At 69.6% G+C, this 25,744-nt stretch carries 26 protein-coding genes; 11 read left to right on the top strand and 15 right to left on the bottom strand.

What is annotated here, in order from left to right; all coding sequences use genetic code 11:
• Nucleotides 1-27 precede the first annotated feature (27 nt).
• Nucleotides 28-588 (bottom strand): TetR/AcrR family transcriptional regulator, encoded by a 561-nt coding sequence (locus tag RPX00_RS01895; protein ID WP_406636844.1) that lies wholly within the window; start codon nt 586-588, stop codon nt 28-30.
• Nucleotides 589-652: 64 nt separating this feature from the next.
• Between RPX00_RS01895 and RPX00_RS01890 the strand changes: the two genes are divergently transcribed.
• Nucleotides 653-1,477, top strand: a complete 825-nt coding sequence (locus tag RPX00_RS01890; RefSeq protein ID WP_406636842.1) for an LLM class F420-dependent oxidoreductase — start codon at nt 653-655, stop codon at nt 1,475-1,477.
• Between the two features lie 5 nt (nt 1,478-1,482).
• Here RPX00_RS01890 and RPX00_RS01885 read toward each other — a convergent pair whose 3' ends face one another.
• The 3 genes from RPX00_RS01885 to RPX00_RS01875 all read right to left on the bottom strand — a co-directional run bounded on the left by RPX00_RS01885 (nt 1,483) and on the right by RPX00_RS01875 (nt 4,685).
• Nucleotides 1,483-2,157: a hypothetical protein gene (locus RPX00_RS01885; protein WP_406636840.1), complete on the bottom strand. Its 675-nt coding sequence runs from the start codon at nt 2,155-2,157 to the stop codon at nt 1,483-1,485.
• A 151-nt stretch (nt 2,158-2,308) separates the two neighbouring features.
• Nucleotides 2,309-3,616: a lipase family protein gene (locus RPX00_RS01880; RefSeq protein WP_406636838.1), complete on the bottom strand. Its 1,308-nt coding sequence runs from the start codon at nt 3,614-3,616 to the stop codon at nt 2,309-2,311.
• A 94-nt stretch (nt 3,617-3,710) separates the two neighbouring features.
• Nucleotides 3,711-4,685 (bottom strand): helix-turn-helix transcriptional regulator, encoded by a 975-nt coding sequence (locus tag RPX00_RS01875; RefSeq protein WP_406636836.1) that lies wholly within the window; start codon nt 4,683-4,685, stop codon nt 3,711-3,713.
• Nucleotides 4,686-4,777: 92 nt separating this feature from the next.
• Here RPX00_RS01875 and RPX00_RS01870 point away from each other — a divergent pair, with 92 nt between their 5' ends.
• The 5 genes from RPX00_RS01870 (at nt 4,778) to RPX00_RS01850 (ending at nt 9,652) form a co-directional block, all read left to right on the top strand.
• Nucleotides 4,778-5,176 carry a RidA family protein gene (locus RPX00_RS01870; RefSeq protein ID WP_406636834.1) on the top strand — a complete coding sequence of 133 codons (399 nt, stop codon included), beginning with the start codon at nt 4,778-4,780 and terminating at the stop codon, nt 5,174-5,176.
• 57 nt (nt 5,177-5,233) lie between these two features.
• On the top strand, nt 5,234-5,569 hold the full coding sequence (locus RPX00_RS01865; protein ID WP_406636832.1) for a PadR family transcriptional regulator: 336 nt from the start codon (nt 5,234-5,236) through the stop codon (nt 5,567-5,569).
• Nucleotides 5,570-6,173: 604 nt separating this feature from the next.
• The gene (locus RPX00_RS01860) at nt 6,174-7,106 is read left to right on the top strand and encodes a hypothetical protein (protein WP_406636830.1); all 933 of its coding nucleotides are present in this window, start codon (nt 6,174-6,176) and stop codon (nt 7,104-7,106) included.
• A 12-nt stretch (nt 7,107-7,118) separates the two neighbouring features.
• Nucleotides 7,119-8,843 (top strand): hypothetical protein, encoded by a 1,725-nt coding sequence (locus RPX00_RS01855; RefSeq protein WP_406636828.1) that lies wholly within the window; start codon nt 7,119-7,121, stop codon nt 8,841-8,843.
• A 77-nt stretch (nt 8,844-8,920) separates the two neighbouring features.
• On the top strand, nt 8,921-9,652 hold the full coding sequence (locus RPX00_RS01850; RefSeq protein ID WP_406636826.1) for an IclR family transcriptional regulator: 732 nt from the start codon (nt 8,921-8,923) through the stop codon (nt 9,650-9,652).
• A 156-nt stretch (nt 9,653-9,808) separates the two neighbouring features.
• Here RPX00_RS01850 and RPX00_RS01845 read toward each other — a convergent pair whose 3' ends face one another.
• A complete protein-coding gene (locus tag RPX00_RS01845) occupies nt 9,809-10,288 on the bottom strand; it encodes a carboxymuconolactone decarboxylase family protein (RefSeq protein WP_406636824.1) in 480 nt (159 codons plus the stop codon).
• A gap of 135 nt (nt 10,289-10,423) precedes the next feature.
• Here RPX00_RS01845 and RPX00_RS01840 point away from each other — a divergent pair, with 135 nt between their 5' ends.
• Nucleotides 10,424-11,377, top strand: coding sequence for an EamA family transporter (locus RPX00_RS01840; RefSeq protein ID WP_406636822.1), 954 nt, complete (start codon nt 10,424-10,426; stop codon nt 11,375-11,377).
• Here the strand turns inward: RPX00_RS01840 and RPX00_RS01835 are convergent.
• Both RPX00_RS01835 and RPX00_RS01830 read right to left on the bottom strand, forming a co-directional pair.
• The gene (locus RPX00_RS01835; protein WP_037817840.1) at nt 11,352-11,828 is read right to left on the bottom strand and encodes a (2Fe-2S)-binding protein; all 477 of its coding nucleotides are present in this window, start codon (nt 11,826-11,828) and stop codon (nt 11,352-11,354) included. The two genes, RPX00_RS01840 and RPX00_RS01835, sit on opposite strands and share 26 nt — an antisense overlap.
• A gap of 14 nt (nt 11,829-11,842) precedes the next feature.
• Complete coding sequence (locus tag RPX00_RS01830) at nt 11,843-14,179, bottom strand: molybdopterin cofactor-binding domain-containing protein (protein WP_406636820.1); 2,337 nt, start codon at nt 14,177-14,179, stop codon at nt 11,843-11,845.
• A gap of 184 nt (nt 14,180-14,363) precedes the next feature.
• Here RPX00_RS01830 and RPX00_RS01825 point away from each other — a divergent pair, with 184 nt between their 5' ends.
• Nucleotides 14,364-15,983 (top strand): sigma-54-dependent Fis family transcriptional regulator, encoded by a 1,620-nt coding sequence (locus tag RPX00_RS01825; protein WP_406642728.1) that lies wholly within the window; start codon nt 14,364-14,366, stop codon nt 15,981-15,983.
• A 58-nt stretch (nt 15,984-16,041) separates the two neighbouring features.
• Here RPX00_RS01825 and RPX00_RS01820 read toward each other — a convergent pair whose 3' ends face one another.
• From RPX00_RS01820 to RPX00_RS01805, 4 genes are all read right to left on the bottom strand, one after another.
• Nucleotides 16,042-16,332: a helix-turn-helix domain-containing protein gene (locus tag RPX00_RS01820; RefSeq protein WP_406636818.1), complete on the bottom strand. Its 291-nt coding sequence runs from the start codon at nt 16,330-16,332 to the stop codon at nt 16,042-16,044.
• A 70-nt stretch (nt 16,333-16,402) separates the two neighbouring features.
• Nucleotides 16,403-16,978, bottom strand: a complete 576-nt coding sequence (locus RPX00_RS01815) for an AraC family transcriptional regulator ligand-binding domain-containing protein (protein ID WP_406636816.1) — start codon at nt 16,976-16,978, stop codon at nt 16,403-16,405.
• Between the two features lie 38 nt (nt 16,979-17,016).
• A complete protein-coding gene (locus tag RPX00_RS01810; protein WP_406636814.1) occupies nt 17,017-17,325 on the bottom strand; it encodes a hypothetical protein in 309 nt (102 codons plus the stop codon).
• Nucleotides 17,326-17,612: 287 nt separating this feature from the next.
• Nucleotides 17,613-19,022 (bottom strand): pyridoxal phosphate-dependent decarboxylase family protein, encoded by a 1,410-nt coding sequence (locus RPX00_RS01805; RefSeq protein WP_406636812.1) that lies wholly within the window; start codon nt 19,020-19,022, stop codon nt 17,613-17,615.
• A gap of 107 nt (nt 19,023-19,129) precedes the next feature.
• Here RPX00_RS01805 and RPX00_RS01800 point away from each other — a divergent pair, with 107 nt between their 5' ends.
• Genes RPX00_RS01800 through RPX00_RS01790 form a run of 3 tightly spaced genes read left to right on the top strand, consistent with a single transcriptional unit; the run spans nt 19,130 to nt 21,729 of the window.
• The gene (locus tag RPX00_RS01800) at nt 19,130-19,582 is read left to right on the top strand and encodes an Lrp/AsnC family transcriptional regulator (RefSeq protein WP_406636810.1); all 453 of its coding nucleotides are present in this window, start codon (nt 19,130-19,132) and stop codon (nt 19,580-19,582) included.
• Nucleotides 19,583-19,601: 19 nt separating this feature from the next.
• Nucleotides 19,602-20,399 (top strand): class I SAM-dependent methyltransferase, encoded by a 798-nt coding sequence (locus RPX00_RS01795; protein ID WP_406636808.1) that lies wholly within the window; start codon nt 19,602-19,604, stop codon nt 20,397-20,399.
• Nucleotides 20,386-21,729: a serine hydrolase domain-containing protein gene (locus RPX00_RS01790; protein ID WP_406636806.1), complete on the top strand. Its 1,344-nt coding sequence runs from the start codon at nt 20,386-20,388 to the stop codon at nt 21,727-21,729. The genes RPX00_RS01795 and RPX00_RS01790 overlap by 14 nt, the downstream gene beginning before the upstream one ends.
• Before the next feature lie 41 nt (nt 21,730-21,770).
• Here the strand turns inward: RPX00_RS01790 and RPX00_RS01785 are convergent, their stop codons facing one another.
• From RPX00_RS01785 to RPX00_RS01770, 4 genes are read right to left on the bottom strand one after another with little or no spacing between them, the layout of a single operon-like run.
• Nucleotides 21,771-22,676: a phosphotransferase gene (locus tag RPX00_RS01785; RefSeq protein WP_406636804.1), complete on the bottom strand. Its 906-nt coding sequence runs from the start codon at nt 22,674-22,676 to the stop codon at nt 21,771-21,773.
• Nucleotides 22,677-23,162: a hypothetical protein gene (locus tag RPX00_RS01780; RefSeq protein WP_406636802.1), complete on the bottom strand. Its 486-nt coding sequence runs from the start codon at nt 23,160-23,162 to the stop codon at nt 22,677-22,679. It abuts the gene before it with no gap.
• Nucleotides 23,159-24,193 (bottom strand): MerR family transcriptional regulator, encoded by a 1,035-nt coding sequence (locus RPX00_RS01775; RefSeq protein ID WP_406636800.1) that lies wholly within the window; start codon nt 24,191-24,193, stop codon nt 23,159-23,161. Before RPX00_RS01775 ends, RPX00_RS01780 begins: the two co-directional genes overlap by 4 nt.
• A gap of 44 nt (nt 24,194-24,237) precedes the next feature.
• The gene (locus RPX00_RS01770) at nt 24,238-25,665 is read right to left on the bottom strand and encodes a pyridoxal phosphate-dependent decarboxylase family protein (protein ID WP_406636798.1); all 1,428 of its coding nucleotides are present in this window, start codon (nt 25,663-25,665) and stop codon (nt 24,238-24,240) included.
• Between the last annotated feature and the right edge of the window lie 79 nt (nt 25,666-25,744).

Below are 25,744 nucleotides of genomic sequence, written 5' to 3'. Positions count from 1 at the left end.
CTCCCCGGCCCGTGCCGAGGCGAACCGCTAGCGGAGGCTCGGCAGCGGAGCGCTGGCGGCAGCGGGAGAAAGACCGTCCAGCAACAACGCGAGATAGCGAGGCCAAGTCGTCCCCGCGACCGCGGTGACCATGGTGATCAGACAGGGGAGATCCTCGAGGGTCAGGTCCGCGCGCACCGCACCGGATTCCTGCGCACGGGACAGCACCTCGACGAACGCTCCCAACTGCCGCCCGGCGATCTCGGCGGCCAGGGCGTTGCCGTTGACCAGCGCGAGGATTCCCGGATGTTCGCGGAACGCGGTGACCCCGCTCGCCAGCACGAGTTCCAGCGCCCGGCGCGGATCGGGCTCGGCGGCCGCGCGCTCGCGGAGCGGCTCCGCTTGTTCGGCGAAGTAGTCCTCGAGCACCGCGGTCAGCAGGTCGTCCTTGGTCGGGAAATGCCGGTAGAGCGTGCGCGCGCTGACCCCCGCGGCCTGCGCGATCTTGTCGAGCCAGACCTCGCCGCTGTCCTGGACGGCCGTCCGCGCGGCCGCGAGGATGGCGCGCCGGTTGTGCTGGGCGTCGGCTCGTCCGGTCCTGGGCTCCACCTCGTCACGCTAGCATTTTCGAGCTAAATGTCAGTCGACTGACATTTAGGCTACGGTGGTGCGCATGGACCACGGAATCGTCACCTTCCTCACCGACTACGGCATCGCCCCCGTGCGGCTCGGACAGGCGGTGGAGGAGCGCGGCTTCGGCTCGCTGTTCCTCACCGAACACACGCACATCCCGGCCAGCCGGCTCACTCCGTACCCGGTGGGCGCGGCCGAACCGCAGCCGCTGCCCCGGCACTACTCGCACACCTTCGACCCGTTCAGCGCGCTCGCCGCGATCGCCGCCACCACCCAGCGGATCGGCCTCGGCACTGCGGTTTCCCTGGTCAGCCAGCACCATCCGATCACCCTGGCGAAGCAGGCGGCGAGCGTCGACCTGCTGTCCGGCGGCCGGTTCGAACTCGGGGCCGGCCCCGGCTGGAACGTCGAGGAGATGGCCAACCACGGCGTCGACCCGGCTCGTCCGATCGCGCGCATGCTCGAACACGTCGCCGCCGTCCGGACGATCTGGACCGAGGACGAACCCGAGTTCCACGGCGAATTCGTCGACTTCGACCCGATCTGGTCCTGGCCCAAACCGGCGCGGCGGCTGCCCGTCCTGATCGCCGGGGTGGGGGTGAAGGTGCTGGACCGGGTGCTCAGCCACGGCGACGGCTGGCTCCCGCTGCCGCTGTACCCGATCGACTTCCTGCGCACCCGGATCACGGAACTGCGCGAGCGGGCGGGCCGCCATGTCCCGGTGACGTTGTACGGGGCTGATCCGGAGAAGCTCGACGACTACGCGGAGGCAGGGGTCGATCGGGTGCTGTTCGAGCTTGCGGACGACGAGGATCCCGGCGACGTGCTGCGCCAGCTCGACCGGCTCGCGGGTTTCGTTCGCTGACCTCCTTAATGGGCGAGGTCGACGATCACCCGGCGGAGCTGGTCGGCAGGCGCTTCCTGGCTGCTCACCCGGAACGGCACCCGCTCCCGGACGCCGATCGCGAAGGTGCTCTGGCCCTCGAAGGAACCCGCGAACCGGACCGCGCGCAAGGACGGCCAGCCCGTTGGCTGCGCGAGGTAGTCGCCGGTTTGGGCGAGTACGCGGCCAGGTTGGTGACCGCTGTCGTCGTAACCCTGCGCGGGCGCGCGGATCACCGCCTGCAGGACCGCGTTTCCGGCTACTGGCAACGGTTTCCCGGACGGGTCAGCGGTCACGAGGGGCACGTACCGCACGGTGAATCCGGCGGCGGCTGCCCCGTTGATGGTGAACACGACTTCGTCATAGCAACCGTGTCGGCTGACGGTGACCAGGTACAGCGCGTTGGTGGTCGAGCCGGGGCTTTCTTTGGTGCCGGTGCCCCAATTCCGGGTTGAGCCGCAGGGCGGGGCCGGGCGGTCCGAAGAGGACGGAGCGACGGTGGCGTTCTTGGCGGCCGTGGTCGCTGACGGAGCCGTGGTGGCTGACGGAGCGGCTGACGGTGCGCTCGTGCCCGGAGCCGGGACGACGGCCGGACCGCTGCATGCGGCCAGCAGCAGGATTCCGGCCGCCACCGCGATCCGGCGGAAGTGAGAAGTGTTCATGACGCGCCTGCCTGGGGAATCCGCCACGAGGCCGTGGCGGTCGAGGTCCCGGGGCAGGCCGGGCGGATGCGGTCAGTGTGCGGGCGGACCGGGCGGTTCGGCGACGACGGTGACGCAGTCGCAGGCTTTTCGTCGCCGAACCGTTGCCCGGTCACGAGCCGGTGTGCTGCTCCGGTTCCAGCGAGTTCCCCGGCGGGATCTGCCCGCAGCTGGACGGCGCGGCCTTGCCCGCGAACCGGTCGCCGAGCCAGGCGATCGCGGCCGGAGCCCAGACCGGGACCGCGGTGGCGTGGCTGAGCGCGTCGTACTGCGTGTACTTGACCGAGGTGTTTCCGGTGTCGCAGTACTGATTCGCGAGCGCGCGGACGTCGCCGGCCACCATAACGCCGTCTCCGCCGCCGATGCCCGGCAGGTTGCTCACGGTGCCTTCCAGCGCACCGTTGCTGGCCTGCGCGATGAACGCGGGAATCGAGGGCGTCGCCGCCGAGCCGATGTTCACCTTGTTGACCGCGTCGACGAACGGCGGCACCGAATTCGGGTTCGCGTACTCCGGCTTGACCAGTTTCTGCCAGGTCAGCCCGGGATAGCGGCCGAGCGCGTTGGCGATCGACGCGTGGTCGAGTTCGGCGAGCACCTTGAGGCCGTATTCGCTGGCGTACGGCTTGAGGTCGATGCCGAAGCCGCGCGCGACGCCGATCAGTGCCATCGGGATGACGCCGGACCAGACCGGGCTGCCGCCGACGTACTTGAGGTTGTGCGCGGGATCGACGAGCACCCCGCCCTCGGCGAAGCCGACGAGGTTCTTCTCCACGTCCGGCGCGTAACTTCCCGCGATGGCCGACGCCCAGCCGGTCGCGATCGCGCCGCCGGAATAGCCGAGGAGGCCGAGCTTGGTGGCCTCGGTCATTCCGGTGCCGGACGCGTGCGTCGCGGCGCGGATGGAGTCCAAAGTGGTCTGCCCGTACTCCGGACCGGCGGCGAAATCGGCGGTCGGGCCCTCGGTGTCCGGGATGACGACGCTGTAGCCGAGCGCGAGGGCGGGCGCGATGAGCAGCGACTCGGCGTTCGGCAGCATCCCGCCGAGCCGGACGTCGCCCGCGATCGCGCGCGACGGCGCGTCCTCGGGGTCGAGCGAATCGTAGGCGGACTGGTACGAGATGGCTTTCCCGTTGCCGCCCAAGGGATTGCGGACGACGGAGGTGACATTCGCGGTCGGCTGGCCCTGTGCGCCGGTGGTCCGGTAGAGCAACTGGGTGGCCTGGACCGGCGTCGGGAAGCCGAAGACGTGATAGGTCAGCGTCCGGGTCTTGAGGACGGTGCCCGGCGCGTACGACGAGAGCGGCGTGCTGCCGTCGTAGCTGTAGAAGGAATCGGCCGAGGCCGCGGCGGGCAGCGCGACGGCGGACGTGATCGCGAGAGCGGCGGCGGCGATCAGCGCACGGACGGGTTTCCGGATCATGACTCCCCTTTGAACCATGAAGTGGATCACGACTGGCGGGTAACTTACCAGCGAGTAGGTATTCGCACAACTACGGAAGGTGGGGGACGAGGGTTCAGGCGGGCCCCTCGTAGGCGGTCGCGAGCGCAGCGGCACGCTCATGCAGCGCGGTGCGCAATGCTTGCGGGGCAAGGACTTCCGCGCCTCCGGCGAGCTGCCACAGCGCCCATTCGGCGTGCCGCGAATCCTGGAAGGTCGCCTCCAGCCGAAGCCACCCGTCCGGCGCGGGTTCCTCGGCGTGGATGGCGAGCGCCGTGCGGGCCAGTTCTTCCCGTCGCGTAGGGCGAACCCGCATCAGCACGGCGATCTGATCGCCGCCGGTCCGGAAGCGCGTGCTGCGTTCCTGCCAAGCCCGGCCCAAGTCCACTCGATCGGGCCGCTGCGCGGGTTCGTCGAGTTCTTCGGCGGCCGACACCCGGGACAACCGGTAAGTCCGGTCTTCACCGTCGCGAGTGGCCAGCAAATACCCCTGCTCCCGCACCGTGACCAGCCCGATGGGATGCACCGTGCGCCATTTCGGCGTCTGGTTCACCGCCTGGTACCGGATGCGCACCTGATGTCCGGCGAACACCGCGCGCCGGATCTCGGCCACCACGGCGTTCGGCACTTCCTCGGCGACCGCGCGGCGGGAAAGAAGGTCGATCTCCGGATCGATGAGCAGCCGCTCGGCCACGCCCGCGGCGGTGGTCCGATGGCTTTCCGGCAGCGCGTCGACCACTTTGAGCATCGCCGACGCGAGCGCCGAACCGAGGCCGAACGCCTGCGCGCCGCGTCGCGATCCGGCGACCAGCAGCGCGAGCGCCTCGTCGTGGTTCAACCCGGTGAGTTCGGTCTGAAACCCCGGCAGGAGCGCGAAACCGCCGTTCCGCCCACGCTCGGCGTAGACCGGGACGCCCGCCGCGGACAGCGCGTCGATGTCGCGCAGCACGGTGCGAGTGGACACCTCCAGCTCGCGGGCGAGGGTGGCCGCCGACAGCCGGCCGCGCTGGCGCAGCAACAGGACCAGCGAAACCAACCGGTCGGCGCGCATGCCGGAAACTCTACCGAATACACGACACAGGATGTCGTGTATTGCTTGCCAAGCTGCTTCGCGTACTGCTGAAAACGCGAACGGAGCAAGTGGTGGAGAGAACGACTGTCAACCCGTGGGCGTGGTCGACGGCGATGGGTTACAACCAGGGCGAACTGGTGTCCGGACCGGTCCGGACCCTGTACTGCTCCGGGCAGACCGCGATGAGCGGGGAGGGCGAACCCCAGCACGCCGGGGACATGGCCAAGCAGCTGGCGCTGAGCCTCGACAACCTGGAAGCGGTGCTCGCCGAAGCCGGGATGTCGCTGGAGAACCTGGTCCGGCTCAACGTCTACACCACCGACGTGGACCTGCTTTTCCAGCACTACGGCGTGCTGGCGGCCCGCTTGGGCGCGGCAGACGTCGCCCCGTCGACCACCATGCTCGGCGTGACTCGGCTGGCCATCCCCACCCTGCTGGTCGAGCTGGAAGGGACCGCCGTCGCCTCTTGATTCGGCCGCCAGCATATATCGTGATGTGATATATGTGGAGGGGTGACCGAACGAGGCATGTCGGAGCAGGTCTTCCTGATCCTCACCGCGTTGGCCGACGAGCCCAAGCACGGCTACGGCATCGTCCAAGCCGTCGAAACCCTGTCCGAGAACCGGGTCCGGCTGCGAGTCGGCACGCTGTACGGCGTACTGGACCGGCTGGTGGCCGACGGCTGGGCGGAACGGGACAAGGAGGAGGTCCACCAGGGCAGGCTCCGCCGCTACTACCGGCTGACTGACCTGGGCGTCCGTACCCTGGCCGAACAGTCCCGCCGACTGGCGGCAAACGCCGCGGCCGCGGACTCGGTGCTGCGAGCACGAGGCTGGACGCTGCGCGCGGAGGGCGGGGCATGACCGTGGGCGTGGGGTTGCGGTCTCGTGGGTGCCGGTTCTCCGGCCCGGTTGCCGGGCGGTCTCGACAGGTGCGGGGCGGTGGTTTCAGGGCCGTGCCGTCCTCGGCCCGTGGGGCTTCCGCCCTGCCATCGCCGCGGCCGTGCACTCGCTGCGAGAGCGGAGGGTGGGGCTCAGGGTTTCGGTTGTGCTGTTGTCGGTCTGCGGGTCTTGGTGGCCGTGTGCTCGCCGCGAGGGCGGAGGGCGGGGCGTCCCGCTCTCACCAGTTCTCCGGGCCGGGCGGCGCGGTTGCCGGGCGGTTTCGGCGGGTGCCGGGCGTGGCCGCGGTTTCAGAGTCACAGCATCGGCGGCCCGCGGAATTTCCGTCCCGTCGTCGCCACTTCGCCGGTCCTGGTGGCCGTGCGGTCGCCGCGAGAGTGGAGGGCGGGGCGTCGCGGTCTCACCGGTACCGGTTCGCCGGGCCGGGCAGCGTGGTCGTCGGGCGGTCTCGGCAGATGCGTTGCGGGGCGGTGGTTTCGAGGCTATGGCGGCGTCGGCCCGCGGAACCCCCACCCCGCCATCTCCGCCCCGCCCTCCGCCCGCTCGTCCAGAGAACGGGGGCCAGCGCATGACCGCGCCCGAACTCCACTACCGACGGATGGTGCGGTTGCTCCCTCGCTGGTACCGCGCCGACCGCGAGGACGAGATGGTCGGCGCGTTGCTCGACGCGCGGGACGGCGGCCGCCTCGAAGAAGGCCGCGAACTGCTCGCGATGCTGGGGCTGGGTCTGCGCGCCCGGCTTGCCGCGGGCTCGGCCCCGGCTCGTGTGGTCGCGTTCGGCGACACGGTGCGGCTCGTCGCGTTGCTCGGCCTGCTCTGGGGCGTGATGAAGGGCGTCCTCGCCGCCGGGTACGAGTTGTCCGCCGCGATCAGCTATCCGGAGTTGCTCGGCAGCCATGCCGAGCCCGCGATGGCGCAGGCGGCGCACTACCTCTGGCGAGACCTCGCGCTGGTCGCCGCGGTGCTGGTGCCTCTCGCGTTCCTCCTCGCCGGACGGCGCCGGGCCGCGCGGGTGATTGCCGGGGTGGTGCTGGTCGCGGGGTTCGCCGCGTTCCTGCGCCGGTATTCTTTCAGTTTCAGCCCGGATCTCCTGGGCTATTTCATCCCGCAATGGCTGCCGTTGCTGCTGATGGTCGTCGGATTCCACGTCGGCGCGCCCCTGCCGGTCGCGAGGAAATGGTGGCTCGCGCTCGCCGCTGTCGTGGCTTCGGCGTTCTATTTCGGTTTCTCCGGTGAAGTCGAACTGCGGGGGCTGTCCTGGTACGCGTGGGCGGCCGTGCTGATCATCCCGGTTTATTTCGCGTTCCGGCGCCGCACGCCCGCGTGGTCGTTCTCGCTCGCGGCGTGCTGCGCGCTGGTGCTGATTCAGCCGCTCGTGCTCAGGGCCACCATGGCCGCACCCGGCTTCATGCTGGTGGACCTGTTGCAGATCTCCCTCCTCGGCTCCGGCATCGTGGCACTGGTTGTCGCCGGAATCGCCGATTACCGCCGAATCTCTTAACAAGGGATTTTCATGGACACTATGCCCAGGGCGCTTCCGCGCGCCGTAAAACATCCCTTTTCCTTCTCCGGAAATCGAAGAAGAAACCGGTGGATAACCATCGGTTCCGTAGCGCTGATCGCCATTCTCGGCTACCTCACCCGCTGGATTTGCGACGACGCGCTGATTTTCACCAGAATCGTCGAGCAGATTCTCGCCGGGAACGGCCCGGTCTACAACCTCGGCGAACGGGCCGAAGCCTCGACCAGCACGCTGTGGCAGTGGCTGCTCGCGTTCGCCGGGTTCGTGTTCGGCCAGTCGGACACCTCGACGCTGTCCTGGATGCTCGGCCTCCTGCTCACCGCAGCCGGGTTCGGGTTCGCGGTGAGCGCGACGAGCCGGCTGCACGGCGGGCACGTCGCGGCGATGGTGCCGTGCGGCGTTCTCGTGCTGCTGGGCGTCCGGCCGGTGTGGCAGTACGCGACGTCCGGGCTGGAAACCGGGCTCAACACATTCTGGATGGCGCTGTGCTGGTGGCTGCTCGTGCGGTCGCGCGAGAGCCGGTCACCCAAATCAGTGGTCGCCGCGGCGTTCGCGATGGGGTTGGGGCCGCTGGTCCGTCCGGAACAAGCTCTGGTCGCCGCGGTGTTCCTGGCCGCGTTGTGGTTGGTGGCAAAGCCAAACTGGCGAGTCACCACAGTCGCGGTCGTCGCCGCCGGCGCGTTGCCGGTCGGCTACGAGATCTTCCGCATGGGCTTCTACGGAATCCTCGTGCCGATGCCCGCGCTCACCAAAAACGCGAGCGAATCCTTCTGGGCAAGGGGATTCGAGTACGTCGGCGACTTCGGAACCCCGTATCTGCTGTGGCTGCCGCTGGCGCTCTGCACGGTCCTGCTGGCCGGAGTACTGCGGCGGCGCACCGACCTGGTCCTCACCCTCACCCCGGTCGTCGCCGGTGTGCTGTCGCTGGGCTACCTGCTGAAGGTCGGCGGCGACTACATGCACGCGCGCATGGCCCTGCCGATCTTCTTCCTGCTGATGCTGCCGGTACTCGTGCTCCCGGCGTCGAGAAAAACCCGCGCGGCCGCCGTTGTCCTGCTGGCGTGGGCGATTGCCTGCGGCAGCGTCGGTCAGTTCATCCCGCAGGACAGCAAACTCATCGACGATGAGCGCGGCTATTACCACGCGTGGACCGGCCAGACGTGGCCCACTGAATCCGCGGACTTCACCTGGCGGATGCAGTACCTCAAAGACGCCGCCAGACCGGGCATGCTGACTTACGAAGGCCCGCAATCGCAGATCGTCACGACGCGGCTGCGCCCGGACGTCCCGTCCAACTCGATGATCGTCGGGATTTACCTGGGGACGACCGGGGTCATGTCACCGGTGGACGACGGCGTGGTCGATTTCTGGGGCCTGGCCAACCCGATCGGCGCGCGATTCGAGTTCCCGACGGTGAAACCGGGGCACTCGAAACCGTTGAGCAACGCCTGGCTGCTCGCGGATTACGCGGACCCCGCGGCACCGATCCCCAGCCCCGGCAACTTCGCGGTGCGCGCCGACGTGACCGCGGACCAGGTCGCCGCCGCCCGGCACGCGCTGAGTTGCGGTGACCTGGCGGAAATCCAGCACTCGGTCCGGGAACCGATGTCGCCGGGCCGGTTCTGGGCCAATCTGACCGGTGCCGTGCACCGCACCGGAGTGACCGTCCCGCCGGACCCGTTCGCCGCGGAAAGGACCTTCTGCGGACACCCGTGATCCGCCTGGCGGAACTGCCCTTGCCCAGGTCAGACCGGGAAGCGCATCCTGGAGTACGCGGGGCGGAGGTGACCGGGATGACGGCCGAGCCAACCTTGATCGGGTCCGTGCGACGCGCACTGCACCTGCTCGACGCGGTCGGCGCGAGCGAACGTCCGGTGCCGGCCAAGGTGCTCGCACGGAGCGTCGGGCTGCCGCTGCCCACGACGTATCACCTGCTGCGCACCCTGGTCCACGAGGGCTATCTCCGCAAACTCGACGACGGGTACGCACTGGGCGACCAGGTCAGCGAACTGTGCCAGCGCACGACGCTGCACGCGTTCCTGCCCCGAACCCGCCCGGCGCTGCGCGCATTGCGCGACGAAATGCGCGGCGCGGCCTACCTTTCGCTGTACTCCGACGGCGACATCAAACTCATCGACATCGCCGACAGCCCCGCCGCCCCGTCGGTCGACCTGTGGGTCGGCGTGCACGAGTCAGCCCACGCGACAGCGTTCGGCAAGTGCATCCTGTCCGGCCTCGACAGCGACGGCCGCCGGGATTACCTGTCGCGGCACCGGCTAGCGGATCTCACGCCGCACACCATTACCGACCGACAGGTTCTGGAACAGATGTTGGTGCGGTGCGGCGACGTCTTCCGCGACCGCGAGGAATACCTGCTCGGCACGGCCTGCGTGGCGACGCCAGTCCGCGCTCCGGGAGTCCTGGGCGCGGTCGCGGTCTCGCTGCCCGCGCGACGGCTGGGGTCGGCGCCGCTGCAGTCCTTGCACCGCACCGCTCGGCGGGTATCCCGTGCGCTGGCAGTCTGAGCCGTTATCACTATCTGAAAACCAGCCCGTTGCCCACCCGCCAACTCCAGGCGAAAGTGGACTCAGCCCACCAAAACGCACGGGTCACCCCGTGTCGGGGAACGCACGGGTCGCCGCCGAGTCCCACCGTTGCTCGGCGGCGTCCCGTGTTTCTCCTCAGCTGGCGTTGGCGAACTGGCCCGGCTGGTACAGCCCGGCCGGGGTGCGCACGATGACGTTCATCCGGTTGGCCGCGTTGATCAAGCCGATCAGGCAGACCAGAGCGGCGAGCTGGTCGTCGTCGTAGTGTTCGCGCGCCTGCGCCCACGCCTCGTCCGAAACCACGCCGCGGTCCGCGATGCGGGTGGCCTCCTCGGTCAGCGCGAGTGCGGCTCGTTCGGCGGGGGTGAACACGGTCGCTTCGCGCCACGCGGCCACCAGGTGGAGCCGTTCCGTGGTCTCGCCGGCCGCGGTGGCGTCCTTGGTGTGCATGTCGGTGCAGAAACCGCAGCCGTTGATCTGGCTGGCCCGCAGCGAAACCAGTTCCTGCGTCGACTTCGGCAGCGGCGTGTTGTGCAGCAGCATGCTCAGCCCGGCGAACCGCTTGCCGAGCGACTTGCCGAGGTCGTTGTTCATCATGTCGAACCGTGCACTCATCAGATCCTCCAGTGTGGTGAAGCGGATGCCCATGAGATGCCGGCCGCCCGCCGGATGTGACAACCCGGAATGTGGCCTGCGTCGCACTCGGAAAACCGGTGGCCGGCGCGCGGGGCCGGGACACAGAATGCCGACGTGGCCGACCATGGCACTACCGCGCGGGCGACCGGACTGAGCCTGCTCTCCTGGACGCTGTTCGCGAGTTCCGGACCGCTCGCCAAGGCGGTGCTCGACGCGGGCTGGAGTCCGGCCGCGGTCACCGCGGTCCGGATCGGGCTGGCTGCGGTCCTGCTGGCACCGGGCGTCGCGCTGCTGCGGCCGCGGGCGCTGCGGTTCCGGCGTGACGAGCTGTGGCTGCCGCTCGGGTACGGGCTGCTCGGGGTCGCGGGTGTGCAACTGTTCTTCTTCGTCGCGGTGTCCCGGGTTCCGGTCGCGGTGGCGATGGTGCTGGTGAATCTGTCGCCGGTGCTGGTCGCGCTGTGGGTGCGCGTCGTCCGGCGAACGCGGCTGGCCGCGCGGGTGTGGCTGGGAATCGCGCTGGCGATCGCCGGGCTGGTGCTGATCGCCGGGCTCGGGCCAGGGGTGAAGCTGGACGTCCTCGGCATCGCGGCCGGATTGGCGTCGGCGGTCTGTTCCGCCGGGTACTTCCTGCTCGGCGAACGCGGTGCGCGGCGGCACGATCCACTGGGGATGACCGCCGCCGGACTGACGATCGGCGCGGTGGCGACGATCGCTGTTAGTCCATTGTGGACCCTGGAAGCGGCTTCTGGTCCGGTAACGCTAGGCACCGCAACGGTTCCGGTCTGGTTGGCGCTGGGGGTTCTGGCCGTGTTCGGCACGGTGTTGCCGTACTTGGCGGGGCTGCACGCGCTTGGCGGGTTGCCGGTGGCGCTCGCCGGGGTGCTGGCGCTGGCCGAACCGCTCGTAGCCGCGGTGCTCGCGTGGGTGTTGCTGGGCCAGGAGCTGGGGGCGGGGCAGTTGATCGGAGTGGGGATGTTGCTGGTGGGTGGGGTGGTCGTGAGTGTTGATCCCGGTTCTAACCGGGACCAACACTCACGACGTCTTACATCTTCGCCGCCCCCGCCTTGATCGCCTCGCGGATCCGGGAGTACGTCCCGCAACGGCAGACGTTGCGGATCTCGTCCAGGTCGGCGTCGTTGATCTCGCGGCCCTTCGCCTTGGCCTCCTTGACCTTCGCGACCGCCGCCATGATCTGGCCGGGCTGGCAGTAGCCGCACTGCGCGACGTCGTTCTCCAGCCAGGCCTCCTGCATCGGGTGCAGGTCGGCCTTCACCGTGTCCGGCAGGCCCTCGATCGTGGTGATCTCGTCGGTGGCCTTGATGTCGGCGACCCGCACCGAACACGGGTTGAACGCCTTGCCGTTGAAGTGCGACGTGCAGGCCTTGCACACGTTGATGCCGCAGCCGTACTTCGGCCCGCGGACCCCGAGCACGTCGCGCAGGACCCACAGCAGCCGCACATTGTCGTCGACGTCGACGGACACCGGCTTCCCGTTGAGGATGAAGGTGTGCTTGCTCATCGGTGGCGTGCTCCTCAGAAGGTCCAGTCGAGGCCGTCGGTCGGCGACTCGGGAACGGGCGGAACGAACGACTTGACCTCGAAACCGATCGGGTCGTCGTGGTTGATCGGGAACCGCTTCGGGACCTTCCCGGTCGCGCGGGCGTACGCGCACGCGACGGCCGCGACGGAACAGGCCACGCCCGCCTCGCCGCCGCCACCGGGCTGCTCGCCGTTGGACGGCATCGCGATCGCGGTGAAGTCGTGCGGGATGTTCCACTGCCGGGTGTAGAAGTAGTTGTCCCAGCTGGCTTCCAGGAAGTGCCCGTCCTTCAGGTGGACGCTGCTGGTGAGCGCCAGCGCCAGCCCATCGGAGAAGCAGCCCATCATCTGCGCTTCGAGGCCGCGCGGGTTGATCACCAGCCCGGCGTCGATGGCGATGACCGCCTTGGTCACGCGCGGGCCGCCGACGCCGTCGCGGATCTTGCGGTTCACCGTCTCCGGGCGGCAGTCGATTTCCACCAGGCAGGCGCTCGCGCCCTTGTACTCCTTGTGGATCGCGATGCCCTGCGCGGTGCCCGGGGCCATCTTCTTGCCCCAGCCGCCGACCTCGGCGACCTTCCGCAGCACGCCCTTCACCTTGTCGTTCTTGAGGTATTCCAGCCGGAAGTCCAGCGGGTCCTTGCCCATCGCCTTGGCGAGGATGTCCACCATCAGCTCGTTCGCGCAGCCGACGTCGGGCGAGTAGACGTTGCGCATCGAGCCGGTGTTGAACCGCTGGTCGGTTTCGGTGAGCGTCTGGTCGACGACGCCGAAGTTGTACGGCATTTCCTGGCTCAGCACGAAAACCGCCTCGGCGACACCGAGGTTGCCCAGTCCGGTCGGCAGTTTCGTGGCGACCGAGGTGAGCATTTCGCCGAGCCCGTGCCGGAACGACGTCTCGACCGAGGTGTGCCGCTGCTCGAACGTGAGCACCTGACCGGCGAGCACGGTGGCCCGCATCCGCGACGTCGCCATCGGGTGCAGCCGGCCCTGGCGCGGTTCGTCGGCGCGGTGCCACATGAGCCGCACCGGCTTGCCGAACGCCTTCGACGCCTGTGCCGCCTCGACGGCGTGGTTGCCGAACAGCTTGTGCCCGAAGGAACCGCCGCCGGTGACGACGTGCACCTTCACCTTGCCCTGAGGCAGCCCGACCGCCTGCGCGACCTCGCCCTGCGCGACGATCGGCGACTTCAGCCCGGCCCAGATCTCGGCGCTGCCGTCGCGGACGTCGGCGACCGCGCAGTACGGCTCCAGCGCGGCGCTCGAGCGGAACATGAACTCGAAATCCGCCTCGACCGTCTTGGCCAGCACCGGAACCTTCGGCACGGCCAGCGGAAGCTCGGCCCGGCGCAGGTTGGCGAGCACGGATTCGTCGTTCTCGCCCTCGACGCTGCCGGGGCCCCAGTCGACCTGCAGCGCGCGCACGCCGTCGATGCACTGGCCGAACGTTTCCGCGCGGACCGCGACCCCGGTCGGGATGATCGCGACGTCGGTGACCCCGGGCAGCTTCAGCACGTCGGCCTTGTTGCGCACGGCTTTCGGCTTGCCGTTGAGCGTCGGCGGGCGGCAGATCATCGTCGGCAGCGCGCCGGGGATGTCCAGGTCCATCGCGAACTGCTTCTTGCCGGTCACGACGTCGAGCGCGTCGAGCCGGGTCTGCGGCTTGCCGAGCACCTTGAACTCGCTGGAGCCCTTGAGCTTGCTCGGATCCAGCTGCACCTGCTTGGTGGTGCTGGACGCGGCCTTCGTCGCGAGTTCGCCGTAGGTCGCGGACTTGCCGTCCGGCGCGGTGACGACGCCGCCCTTGACGATGAACCGCTCCGCCGTCCCGCCGAGCAGGATGGCCGCCGCTTCGAGCAGCTGCTGCTTGGCGATCGCGGCGGCGACGCGGATCGGCGTGTAGGTCGAAACCGTGGTGTTCGACCCGCCGGTGAGCTGGTTGAACAGCAGTTCCGGACGCGCCGGGGCGAGCGAGACGTGCACCTTCTCGACCGGCAGGTCCAGCTCCTCGGCGATGATCATCGCGGTCGAGGTGGTGATGCCCTGCCCGACCTCGGCGCGCGGGATTTCGAACGAGGCGCTGCCGTCCTTGTTGATGGTGACGGTGATCAGCTGCGACGTCGGGAGCCCGGCGTCGGTGAGCGCGTCGTTGAGGTCGTACAGCTCGGGAGGCTGCGGAGCGGACGGCACGGAGGCCGCGGCCGGGCTGGCGAGGCCGACGTCCGCGGCGACGACGAGGGTTCCGGCCGCGACGACGTACCCGAGGAACCCGCGCCGGGAAACGCCCGCGCGCTCCTTCCCGGTGTCCGGCTCGGAGTGACTGAGAGTCACGCTGATTCCCCTTTCGAGGTAAGGACCGCGTGCCGGAAGGCCACACGTGCACGCGGGTGGTGGTGGGGGACCACCTTGCCGGGTGAAAGCGGGGCTGAGTGTTCAAGTTCTGTACAGCGGCAGCGGAGAGCGATGGTTATCCTGCTGCGCGTCACCAACGGAGGTGGAGATCCGCGTGAGTTCGATGACGTCCTCGCGAAGCGTGGAGCTGCGGGAACCGATCGCCCAGTCCTGGCGGCGGGCCTCGCTCGCCGGGGTGCGCCCCGAAACCGCGCTCCTCGACCTGCGGTTCGACGAGTTCGACCCGGCCAGCAAGCTGATGTCGGCGGCCACCCCGGTGCTGGAAGACCTCGACGAACGCCTCGCCGGCACCGCGATGTCCACTGTGCTCGTCGACCACGACGGCAGGCTCGTGCACCGGTGGAGCGCCGACCGGGCCGCCGAAGACTGTTTCGAGCAGCTGGGCATCGGGGTCGGTGCCTGCCTGCTGGAGGACGAGGTCGGCACCACCGGACCGGGCACCGCGCTGGAAACCCGGTCGAGCATCGTCGTGCACGGGGAAGAGCACTACGCCGAGGCGCTGCGCGGGTTCAGCTGTTACGGGCACCCGATCTTCCATCCGGTCACCCGCAGGCTGGAGGGCGCGCTCGACATCACGCTGCTGGCCGCCGAGGCCAATCCGCTGCTCGCGCCGCTGGTCGCGAAGGCCGTCGAGGAGATCGAACGGCAGCTGCTGGAGGGCAGCCGGGTGTCCGAACGGTCGCTGCTGGCCGCGTTCCAGTCGACGTCGCGGCCGACCCGGCCGGTGGTCGCGATCGGCCCGGACCTGTTGCTGTGCAACCAGGCCGCCGCGGACCTGCTGGAAGGCGCGGACGTCGCGCTGCTGTGGAATCTGGCGGGCGAGGCGGCCGGACCGTCCGAAATGGAGACTGAACTGCGTTCCGGCCAGCGCGCGCGGGTCCGGGCCGAACCGGTGCCCGGCGCGCGCGGCGGAGTACTGGTCGAAATCCGCCCGCTGAGTGCGGACGAGGCCCGGCGGACGCGTCGTCGCGGTGCCGTTGTGCCTGGTCCGATGGCCGGACACGTGCACATCTCGGGCCCGCCCGGAACCGGCCGCACCACCGAGGCGCGGCTGCGAGTGCCCGAAGAACCGTGCGTCACGTTGACCGGCGCGGAAGCGGTGCTCGGCGGATCAGCGGCCTGGGCCGAGCGGTTCACCGCCGCCGTCGAGACCGGGACGGGCAGCATCTGCGTGGACGGCGTCGATCTGCTGCCTGCCGAACTGGTCGACCTGGTCGCCACGCACGCCGCGCGCGGAGTCGGCCCGCATCTCGTGCTGACCACCGGCCCGCGCGAGGGGCTGACCGGGCCGGAACGGGCGCTGATCGCGTCGTGCGGGGAGAACGTCGAACTGCTGCCGCTGGCGCACCGATCGGACTTTCCCGAGGTCGCGAGGCGAATGCTGGCCGAACTCGGGGCCGCGCGGACGCACAACATCACGCCGGGCGCGCTGCGGATCCTCGGCTCGTACGACTGGCCGGGGAACCTGCCGGAGCTGCGCGGCGTGCTGAGCCAGGCGATCCGCAAACGGTCCGCCGGCGCGATCGGCCCGGCGGATCTGCCGCCCGCGCTGGTGGCGGACGCGTCTGGGCACGAGCTGGCTCCGATCGAGCGCGCCGAGCGGAACGCGATCGTCGCGGCGCTGCGGTCGGCCGGCGGGAACAAGGTGCGGGCGGCGAGCACACTGGGGATTTCGCGGACGACGTTGTATGCGCGGATGCGAGCGTTGAAGGTGCCGGGCTAGGCGAGAGGACGGTCCGTGAAGGACTCCTTGGGGGAATCAGATTCCTTCAAGGAGTCCTTCACGCCCCGGTAGTCGCTGGGGGAGCGGCCGGTCCACCGGCGGAACGCGCGGCGAAACGCGCTGGCTTCGGAAAACCCAGGCACTGCGCCAGTTTCTCGATGGATTCGTCGCCGCGGCTGAGGCTGGCGATGGCGGTGTCGCGGCGCACGGCGTCGCGGATCCGGCCGATCGACGTGTGCTCGGCGCGCAGCAGCCGGCGCAGGTGCTGGGTGCTGATCCCGAGCCGGTCGGCGATGTCGTCCGGGGTGGCGGTGCCTTGTTCGACGACGGTGCGGAACTCGGTCGGCATGGGTGGAGCCGTAGTCGCGGGTGGCGAGTCAGACGTCCGGCTGGTCGGCCAGGAAGCCGGCCAGTTCGGATCACCGGGCGGGCAGGAATTTGCGATCGAAGGCCAGAGTCAGGGTGTCGGCGTCGAATCGCGGATGGCGGCCGAAGAACTGTTCGTAGTGTGGGGCGTGGTCCGGTTTCGGCCAGGGCAGGCGGAGTTCGCGCAGGTCGATGCGTTGTCCGAGGAGCCAGCCGAGCAGCCGGTGGACGACGATCGCGACCAGTTCGGCGGCGACGTGCTCGGGATCGTCGAGCTGACTGACGTCGAGGTCGACCTCGACCAGCGGACCTGCCGGGCGGACCACGACCCGGGGCATGCCGGGCAGGACTTCGGCGGCCTCCGCCAGGCGGTGCAGGGCGGTTTCGAGATCGGGCTCGGGGGCGACCGAGCGGACCACCAGCCGGAACAGCCCGCGCGGGGCCCGTGGGCCGAGGGCGAAGAGTTCGTCGTCGGTCCGCAGCCACAGTTCGCGGGTGAGTTCGGCGACCTGCTCGCAGGTGACGCGATCCGGCCCAGCGGTACGGGAAGGTCGAGGTTCTGGCGTTCGCCGATCCGGGCCAGCCGCTGGGCCAAGGAGTCCAGAACCGCCGGGTCGTCCACGGCTCAAGGCTAGCTGGAGGTTAACCGGCGGCCCCGTGAGGTTTTCTACCCGATCGGGTGACGCGGCTCGGTCGGGATGCGGCCGCCGAGCAGCCGTTCGGTCTCCGTCCACAGCCACGCGCCCAGCTCCGGATCCCGGCTGGTCGTCACCGGCTGTTGCACTTCCGCGACGGCGGTCCGATGCGGACCGAGGTACTCGTCGCCGCGCAAATCCGGCGAGGCGACCGCGGCCACGACCGGTCGCGCCGGGCCGGAGCGCGTCGATCGCTCCGCCGGGATGTACGACGATCGACGGACTTCGGCAAGCCGCCGATGCAGTTCGAAGCCGAAGATCTCCGTGGCGTGCTTGGACATCGCGTACGCGACCCGTGCCCGACAGTGCTGGTCGGAGAGCTAATTCTCGCGGTCGAACGGGATTTTTCGGGTGAGCATTCTCCTCCACGCCGAACGCGCCGATCCGGTGTGCCGAGCCGGATCGACGTCCGGTCGGCTAGATCCAGCTGGACGAACTCGTGCCGGTCCGGGTCCGGGAGTGCGGAAACCGCGGCGCGGCCACGGGATTCCGACCGGCCGAGCACCATGACTCGAGCAGCGGTCCGTGAAGGACTCCTTGAGGGAATCAGATTCCCTCAAGGAGTCCTTCACGGACGTTTGGCCAGTGCGGCCAGCCGGTCGGCGATGAGGTCGATGTCGGCCTCGGTGGTGCGGTAGTTCGCGACGCACGCGCGGATCGCGGTCTGGCCGCGCAGCCGTGCTGGGCCGAGCAGCGCGGTGCCTTCGTCGGCGAGTTGGGCGAGCAGTTCCGGGTATTCCTCGTCGCGGCGGTCGTCGAGGCGCACGCACACCGCGGTCAGGGCAACGGGGTTCAGCAGCGTCAGTCCGGGTTCGGCGGCGACGCGGGCGGCGAGGCGGTTGGCGAGGTCAAGGCAGCGTTCGGCGGCGGCGCGGAAGGTGTCGACGCCGAAGGTCCGCAGCGCGGCCCACACCTTCAACGCCTTGAAGCTGCGCGAAAGTTGCGGGCCGTAGTCCATGAAGTCGAGCATCAGGTCGTCCTCGGCGACGGTCAGATACGACGACGAGAACGCGAAGGCAGCCCGCAGCTTTGCGGCGTCTTTCACCACCAGTGCACCGGCTTCGAGTGGCGTGAACAGCATTTTGTGCGGATCCAGCGCGATGGAGTCCGCACGCGACAGCGGGGCGAACGTCTCCCGCGCGGAATCGGCGAGGACGAAGAGCGCGCCATAAGCACCGTCGACGTGCAGCCAAAGGTCTTCTCGCGCGCACAGATCGGCGATGGAATCGATCGGGTCGATTGAGCCGCTGGTGACGGTGCCGGCGGTGGCGACGACGCAGAACGGTTCGAGCCCGGCGGCGCGGTCGGCGGTGATGGCGTCGGCGAGGAGGTCCACGCGCAGGCGGAACGCGTCATCGGTGGGGATGTGCCGGACGTGGTCCAGACCGAGCCCGAGGGTCGCGGCTGCCTTGTCGACGCACCGGTGGGCCTCTTCGGACGTGTACAGCACGAGCGGTGGGGCACCGGATTGCAGGCCGCGCTCACGGAAATCTGGGCGGCGGTCGGCGAGGGCCGTGGTGATCGCGTCCTTGGTCGCGCCGGAACCGCCGTTGGTCAGGATGCCGCCCGAGTCGGGGCCGAGGTTGAACAGGCTGGCGAGCCATTGGACGACAGAGCGTTCGACGACGCTCGCGGCGGGGGAGAGCTGCCAGAAGTTGCAATTTTGGTTGAGCACGGCGGTAATCGCGTCGGCGTAGGGCGCGATGCCGTTCGGCGGGCCTTGTACGTACGCGAGGAAGCGCGGGTGCGCGATGGTGGTCGAGTTGGGCACGATGCGGTCCCGCAAGTCGGCGAAGAACCCTTCTACGCCAAGGCCTTTCGACGGAAACGGCTCGGCGAGCAGCTTGGCCAGCGTGTCCCGGTCGACGTCCGGGAGGATCGGGCGGGTCGACAGGGATTCCTCATAGCTGTCAACGAAACTGGCCAGCGCGGCGGCGGCTTGAGTGCGTTCCGCCGGGGAGAGGACGAGGGTGTTCACGGGATGCCTTCCGGGAGATCGAGTGCCGGAATCGACGGTAGTGCGAAAGGCGAGGCAGCCGATGCTGAAGATTGCGCTTCTGGTGCGTCCGATTAGCATCGGATGCCATGGATAAGACGGATCACGCAATCGTCCGCCACCTCATGGCCGACGGGCGGCTACCGAACAACGAGCTGGCCGACCGGGTCGGGCTGTCGCCGTCGCCGTGTCTGCGCCGGGTCCGCGCGCTCGAGGCGGCCGGGGTCATCACGGGTTACCACGCGTCGGTCGACCAGGCGGCGCTCGGCCGTGGCCTCGGAGTGCTGTTGCACGTGGAGATGGCCGACCAGCGCAGCGAGGTCATCGAGGCGTTCGAGGACACGGCGATGGGCCTGGAGGACGTGGTGTCGTGCCGGCGGATGTTCGGCACGCCGGACTATCTGATGCAGATCGCGGTGGCGGACATGGCGGCGTATGAGCAGCTGTACATGACCGCGCTGACCCGGATGCCCGGGGTGGCGCGGACGAATTCGCAGTTCGCGATGAAGACGGTGAAAACGACGCCGGGGCATCAATGGTGATCGGCGTACGATCGAACCAGTGACGACAGGACGGGTCGATTTCACTGGTGTGCAGTCGACAATGCTCGTGACGTTGTTCCTCCGCGCGCGGGACACCCGCGACCCGCGGCCCATTCTGGGCGACCGGTTCGCGGCCGAGGCGGTCGAGGCGATCGACTACGACTGGGCGAAGCTCGCCAAACCGTCCATCGTGCGCAGCCGCACCGGGGTCGCGCTGCGGGCGCGGCAGTTCGACACGTGGGCCGCGGAGTTCCTGCGTGAGCACCCGGACGCGACCGTGCTGCACCTCGCCTGCGGGATGGACAGCCGGGCCTTCCGGCTCGACCGCCCGTCCGGCGTCCGGTGGTTCGACGTGGACCTGCCGGACGTCGTGGCGCTGCGCCGGAAGCTGTACGCCGACGGCGACGGCTACCGGATGCTCGCCGCGTCGGTGACCGATTCCGGGTGGCTGGCGGAGATTCCGGCGGATCGCCCGGCGCTGATCCTCGCCGAGGGGCTGCTGATGTACCTGGCGGAGGACGACGTGCGTCAGCTGCTGCGGCGGCTCACCGGGCATTTTCCCTCCGGCACGGTGATCTTCGACGGCGTTTCCCCGCTGACCGCGCGGACGACACAGGTGTTGAAGAAAGTGTTGCCGCCACGCTGGTATCCCTACCCGGTTTACTTGACCGCGATCCGGGACGAGGCGGATCTCCGGCGCTGGAATCCGGCCTTAAGCCCGCGCGGGACGGTCTCGGTGCTGGGGTCTGGCGATCGGCTGGCGAGCCGGTTTCGCTGGGTGGCGGACTTCCTGCGGGTGTTTCGTGCGGAATTCTGACGGGCTCGTGCCCGACGACTCGCCGTGGTCGGAGGCGCTTTACCGAGCCTGCCGCTCCGCGCTGCACGAACAGTCCTTCGCCGCCGGGCTCTCGATGGCGGTCACCGGCCGCGACGGGATCCTCGTGTCCGGCGCGTTCGGGCACGCCGATCTGGCCGCAGCCCGGCCGGCGACCGAGGACACGCTGTTCCAGATCGGATCGATCTCCAAAGGCATGACGGCCGCCCTGCTGCTGCGGGCGCGCGACGCCGGGCTGGTCGATCTGGACCGCCCAGTGACCGAGTATCTGCCGTGGTTCTCCGTCCGGTCCGCGCACGCGCCGATCACCCTGCGCCACCTGATGTCGCACACCGCCGGGATCATCGAGGGCACGGACTTCTCCGGCGACTCCGCCTTCGAGGTCTGGGCGCTGCGCGACACCGAAGCCACGACCCCGCCGGGGACCTGGTTCCACTATTCGAACGTCGGCTACAAGGCGCTCGGGCTAGTGCTGGAAGCCGTTCACCGGCGGCCGTACCAGGAACTCCTCGGCGATTTCCTCGCTGAACTGGGGATGTCGGCCAGCGCGCCAGCGATCACGCACGAAGTCCGCGCCCGAAGCGCGGTGGGCTACGAACCGCGCTACGACGACCGCGTCCCGGTCCTCGAAGACGGTCTGGTCCCGGCGACCTGGATCGAGACCGCCACCGCGGACGGCAGCGTCGTCTCGACCGCGCGCGACATGACGGCCTGGCTGCGGTTCCTGATGAGCGGCGGATCGCTGGCGAGAGACCTCTGTACCCCGGAGATCCAGGTCGAAGGGGAAGACTGCTCGTACGGGCTCGGCGTCCTGATGAGCGAGTTCGACGGCCGTCCGCACGTCTGGCACACCGGCGGCATGATCGGCTACTACGCGGCCATCGCGTGCGACGTCGACGCCGGGATCGGGGCGGTCGTGCTGGCCAATGGCACCGGACCCTGGCAGGAGACGGCCGTCCATCTCGTCGCCGCGACGCGCGGCGGCGAGCCCGAATTCGTGGTGGCAGAACGAAAACGTCCGGCACCACCGGCTCCAGACGATCCTCCCGCGCGCTGGGCCGAGGTCGTCGGACACTACCGATGCCACAACCCGTGGCTGTCCAATGTGCACGTTTACGCTCACGACGACCGGCTGTGGGTATCGGTCGCCGGAGGTCCGCCTGACGAACTCGTGCCGCAGCCGGACGGCACTTTCCGTGTCGGCACGGACGAACGGCTGCCGGAGCGGCTGAGGTTCGACACTGTCCTTAATGGAGTCGCGGTCCGCGCTGACTACTCCGGTTGCTCTCTCTACCGCACCTTCACGCCCTAGGCGGCCCTTGACGCTCAGCACGATCGCGAAACTCCCGCGTCTCAAGCATTAGCGAGGCGAAGTCGTTCCGCTGCCTGCTCCCGAAGTGCCGCACCGCAGATCGGCGGATCTCCGTGCAGCGCCTCCCAGCGGGCATTGTGCGCGGCAGGCCACAGGCTCGCCGCCCACGCGACTTCCTGTTCTGCCAGGCTGAATCGGCGGCCGCGGAAGTCCTGATAGGACTCCAGGAAAGCCGCGGAACTCTCGATCGGGGCCAGCGTCGGCGGGATGGTGCTCGGGAACATTCCGCTCGCCGCGCCCGCCAGCGCTGCTTCCGGTTGCCAGGCCAGGCTGTCCCAGTCGTGCACCGTCCAGCCTCCGGCGGGCTGCCATCGGAGGTTCTGCGCTTCGAAATCGCCGTGCCCGAGGACGTTCGGCAGCGTGGCCGCGAGCAATCGGCGGCGGGCCCGGTCGGCGGTCTTGGTGACGTGCTCCGGGACGACGCGCTGGTCCCGTTCGTCCAGGAACTCGATCGCTGGCCACAGACCAGAGTCAGCGTGGTCCCATCGCAGCCAGCGCGGGTTCGGCAGTGGTGGCTCGACGGAGATCCCGCCGAGAGCGGCCAGCAAGCGGGCGAATACCTCGGCGTACCGCGTGGCGATCGCCGGAGTGTCTCCGGGAACCACTTCGCCGCCGGGGCGGTACTCCTCGGCGTGCACGGCCAGCGAACCCACCGCGATGACCGGCGTCAGTGGCCGGGCGCAGGGGAAACCCCGCTCCGCCAGTTGGGTCTGCGCGTTGACGCATGCTTCGGCACGGCCGTCGTCGGGGCGGGCTTTCACCACGATCTTTCGGCCGTCTTCGAGCCGGAGGCCGTGCACCGACGAGATCTGTCGTACCTCGAACAGCACGTCAGCCGGTACGGAACCCAGGTGGGCGAGACACCAGGCAGACAGCCATTCCGCCAACTATTCGACCCCCGGTGCCGTCGCGCGTCGTTCGGTGGACCGGCGTTCGATGGCTTCCGCGACCCCGTCGATCGCCCGCCGGATCATCGCACCGTACTCGTCGTCGGCGAGCGCGTCCTGCCGTTTTCGCGCTGCGGCGATCTGCTCCGCCGCCGCGGAGAACGATCCGAGGCGGCGGAAGTTGTCGGCGAGGTTCAGGTGCAGCGACGGGTAGAAGCCCGCGATCCGAAGCCCGGCGTCGTGGGCCCGCACCTGCTCGTCGGTCACCGTCGCAGCAGCGTCCAGGGCTCGGACATCCCATACCAGCGCCTCGGCCGGATCGGCGAACAGATCGGCCTGGTAGTGCGCGAGAACGCAGCGGTGGAACGGATCGCCGGCCGGTCCGATCTCGTCCCACAGCTCCTGCAGACGCGTCCGTGCGGCGTCCACCGAGCCAGCGCGGCCTTGCGTCACCGCGGCGGTGATCTCGGCCATCGTGTCGGTCATTCGGCAGTTCCTTTCACTGGCATGGCAAGGGTGGTCAGGTCGCCGTTGTCGGCGGAGCGCACGACGACCGGCAGGTCTGGTGCGGCGACGTCGAGCATCACGTCCGGGCCGACGGCGGTGCTGATCGCCGGGTGCAGCGTGCTCACGGCGAAGGAGAGCGAGATCGGCGGGCCGGTGACGACGGCGGGGATCGATTCGGTGCCCACCACGATGGCCCCGGCAGAGAGGTCTAGCCGGATTTGCGGGGAGTAGTGGCGTTCCAGGCCAGCGACCAGGGCGTTGCGCGAGATCACCGCCCGGGTACGGACTTCGGGCAGCGAAGCCAGCATCAGGCGGTAATCGGGGAACTCGTCGGCGAGCGTGCGGCAGGTGCGCGTCGTGTCGGCCCGGAACTCGATGCCGTCGGGGCGGACGCTCAGCCGCAGTTCGTGCTGACGGCGCGTCCACGGCATGGCGAGCCGCAGTTCGTCGGCGTCGACGGTTGCCGTCCACGGTGCCGAACTCGGCTCGGCCGGGACCAGTGTGCGGGTCGCCAGCCGGTACCGGTCGGTGGCGGTGAGCACGATCGCCTCGGCGGAGACTTCGAGGTGGACGCCGTTGAGCACCGGCAGCTCCGGCGTCGTCGCGGTCAGCACCTGCTCGACGGCCGCGGTGAACACCGGCCCGGTGACCAGCACCGATGGCGACGACACCGTCGAGCCCAGCGCGGCCTTCACCGTCGCGGCGGTGTCCCGTGCCTGCTGCGCTTGAGCGGCCAACCCGGCGACGTGGTCGTCGATGATCCGCGCCGCTTCGCCGGGCTCTGCGTCGAGAACGGCGCTGACCCGCTCCAGCGGCAGGCCGATCTCCCGCAGCCGCCGGATGAGCAGGGCGTCCGCGACCTGGCCGGGGGAGTAGTAGCGGTAGCCGGACTCCTCGTCGACGCGGATCGGCCGGACGAGGCCCGAGTCCGCGTAGAAGCGCAGCGCGCTGGAGGTCAGGCCGCTGCGGCGGGCGAACGCCCCGATGGTCAGCAGGTCGGTGGTGGGCACCGGTCCATCATCGGGCTTCAAGCAGCTTGAAGGTCAACCAGCGCTCACCCGCGGCCGAGAATCTCCCGCAGCCGCACGAGGTCCTCGGTCCGGGTGCGCCAGCTGATCACGCACACCCGCAACGCCGGCCGTCCCGCGACGCGGACCGGGCTGACCCACGCGGAGCCGGTGGCGTTGACCCGGTCCGCGAGATCGCTGTGCCACTGCCAGGATGCCTCCGGATCGGCCGGCGCGTCGGCGCGCGTCGCGCACACGATCGGCAGCGGCGTGTCGTTGACGACGAGCCAGCCCGCGCCGCTGAGCTGGTCTCGCAGTTCCTGCCCGAGCGCCGCGTCGCGCTCGATCTGGTCGCGGTACCCGGAAACCCCGTACGCGAGCAGGCTCAGCCACAGTTTGAGCCCGATGAACCGGCGCGACCACTGAGCGCTGGTCGTGTACGGATCGGCGGTGTCCTCCACCTGCCCCGGCATGTACGAGGTCGACACGGTGAACGACGAACTCAGCTCAGCCCGGTCGCGCGTGAAGAACATCCCCGCGCCCATCGGCACGGACAGCCATTTGTGCGCGTCCACCGTGATCGTGTCCGCGCGTTCGATCCCGTTCAGGATCCCGCGCAGCCGGTCGGACAGGCACGCTGCCCCGCCCCACGCGGCGTCCACATGGAACCGCAGCCCGGCCTCGCGGGCGAGATCGGCGATGCGCGGCAACGGGTCGATCATTCCGGCGCCGGTGGTCCCGGCCGTGGCCACGACGAGAAACGGGGCTTTGCCGTCCCGCCGGTCCTCCGCGAGCATCGCTTCGAGCGTGGCGACGTCCAGGCGGCCGCTCGGGTCGGACGGCACCAGCCGGCAGGCGTCTCGGCCGAGCCCGGCCGAATGGGCGATCTTCAGCCAGGCCAGATGGGAATCCGCGCCCGCGTAGAACACCGGCGCGGCGTCGAGGGACCGCAGACCGCCGGTGCTGTATCCGGGAAACGCGTGGGTGAGCGCGGTCAGCACCGCGGTCGCGTTGGCCTCCGCGCCGCCGCTGGTGAAATGGCCGCCCGCGGTGTCCGGCAGCCCGAGCCGCTCGGCGAAGAGGTCGATGCAGCGCTGCTCCGCCTCGACCGCGAAGGGCGCGTGACTCCACGCGGCGAGCTGCGGGTTGACCGCCGCGGTGATGAGGTCTCCGGCCACCCCGGCCCAGGTGGCGGACGGGTTGAACAGCCCGAAATACCCCGGATGGTCGGTGTGCACAGTCCATCGGTCCAGCGCGGCGAGCACGTCCGGGACGGCCTGTTCGAGGTCCTCCGGCTTCTCCAGCGGATACTTCCCGAGCCAGGCGCGGATCTCCGCCGCGTCCGCGGTCACCGGGCTCACCGGGCGTTCCGGCCGCGTGCGCCACCCCTCGACCAGCTGGTCCACCACGCCGTGCAGCAGCCTCGCCGCCGGCTCCGCGTCCGTCGCGACCCCGGCTCGATCCTCGTTCGCCAACCCGGTGCTCCCCAGTTCGTGCCAGCCCACAACCATGGTGTGCCAGCGGGTATTCGAGGCTAAGCGCGTCCGAACCCGG

The organism is Amycolatopsis sp. WGS_07 (assembly GCF_045278895.1).
Classification (GTDB): Bacteria; Actinomycetota; Actinomycetes; order Mycobacteriales; family Pseudonocardiaceae; genus Amycolatopsis.
This window is presented reverse-complemented; position numbering and strand designations above follow the sequence as displayed.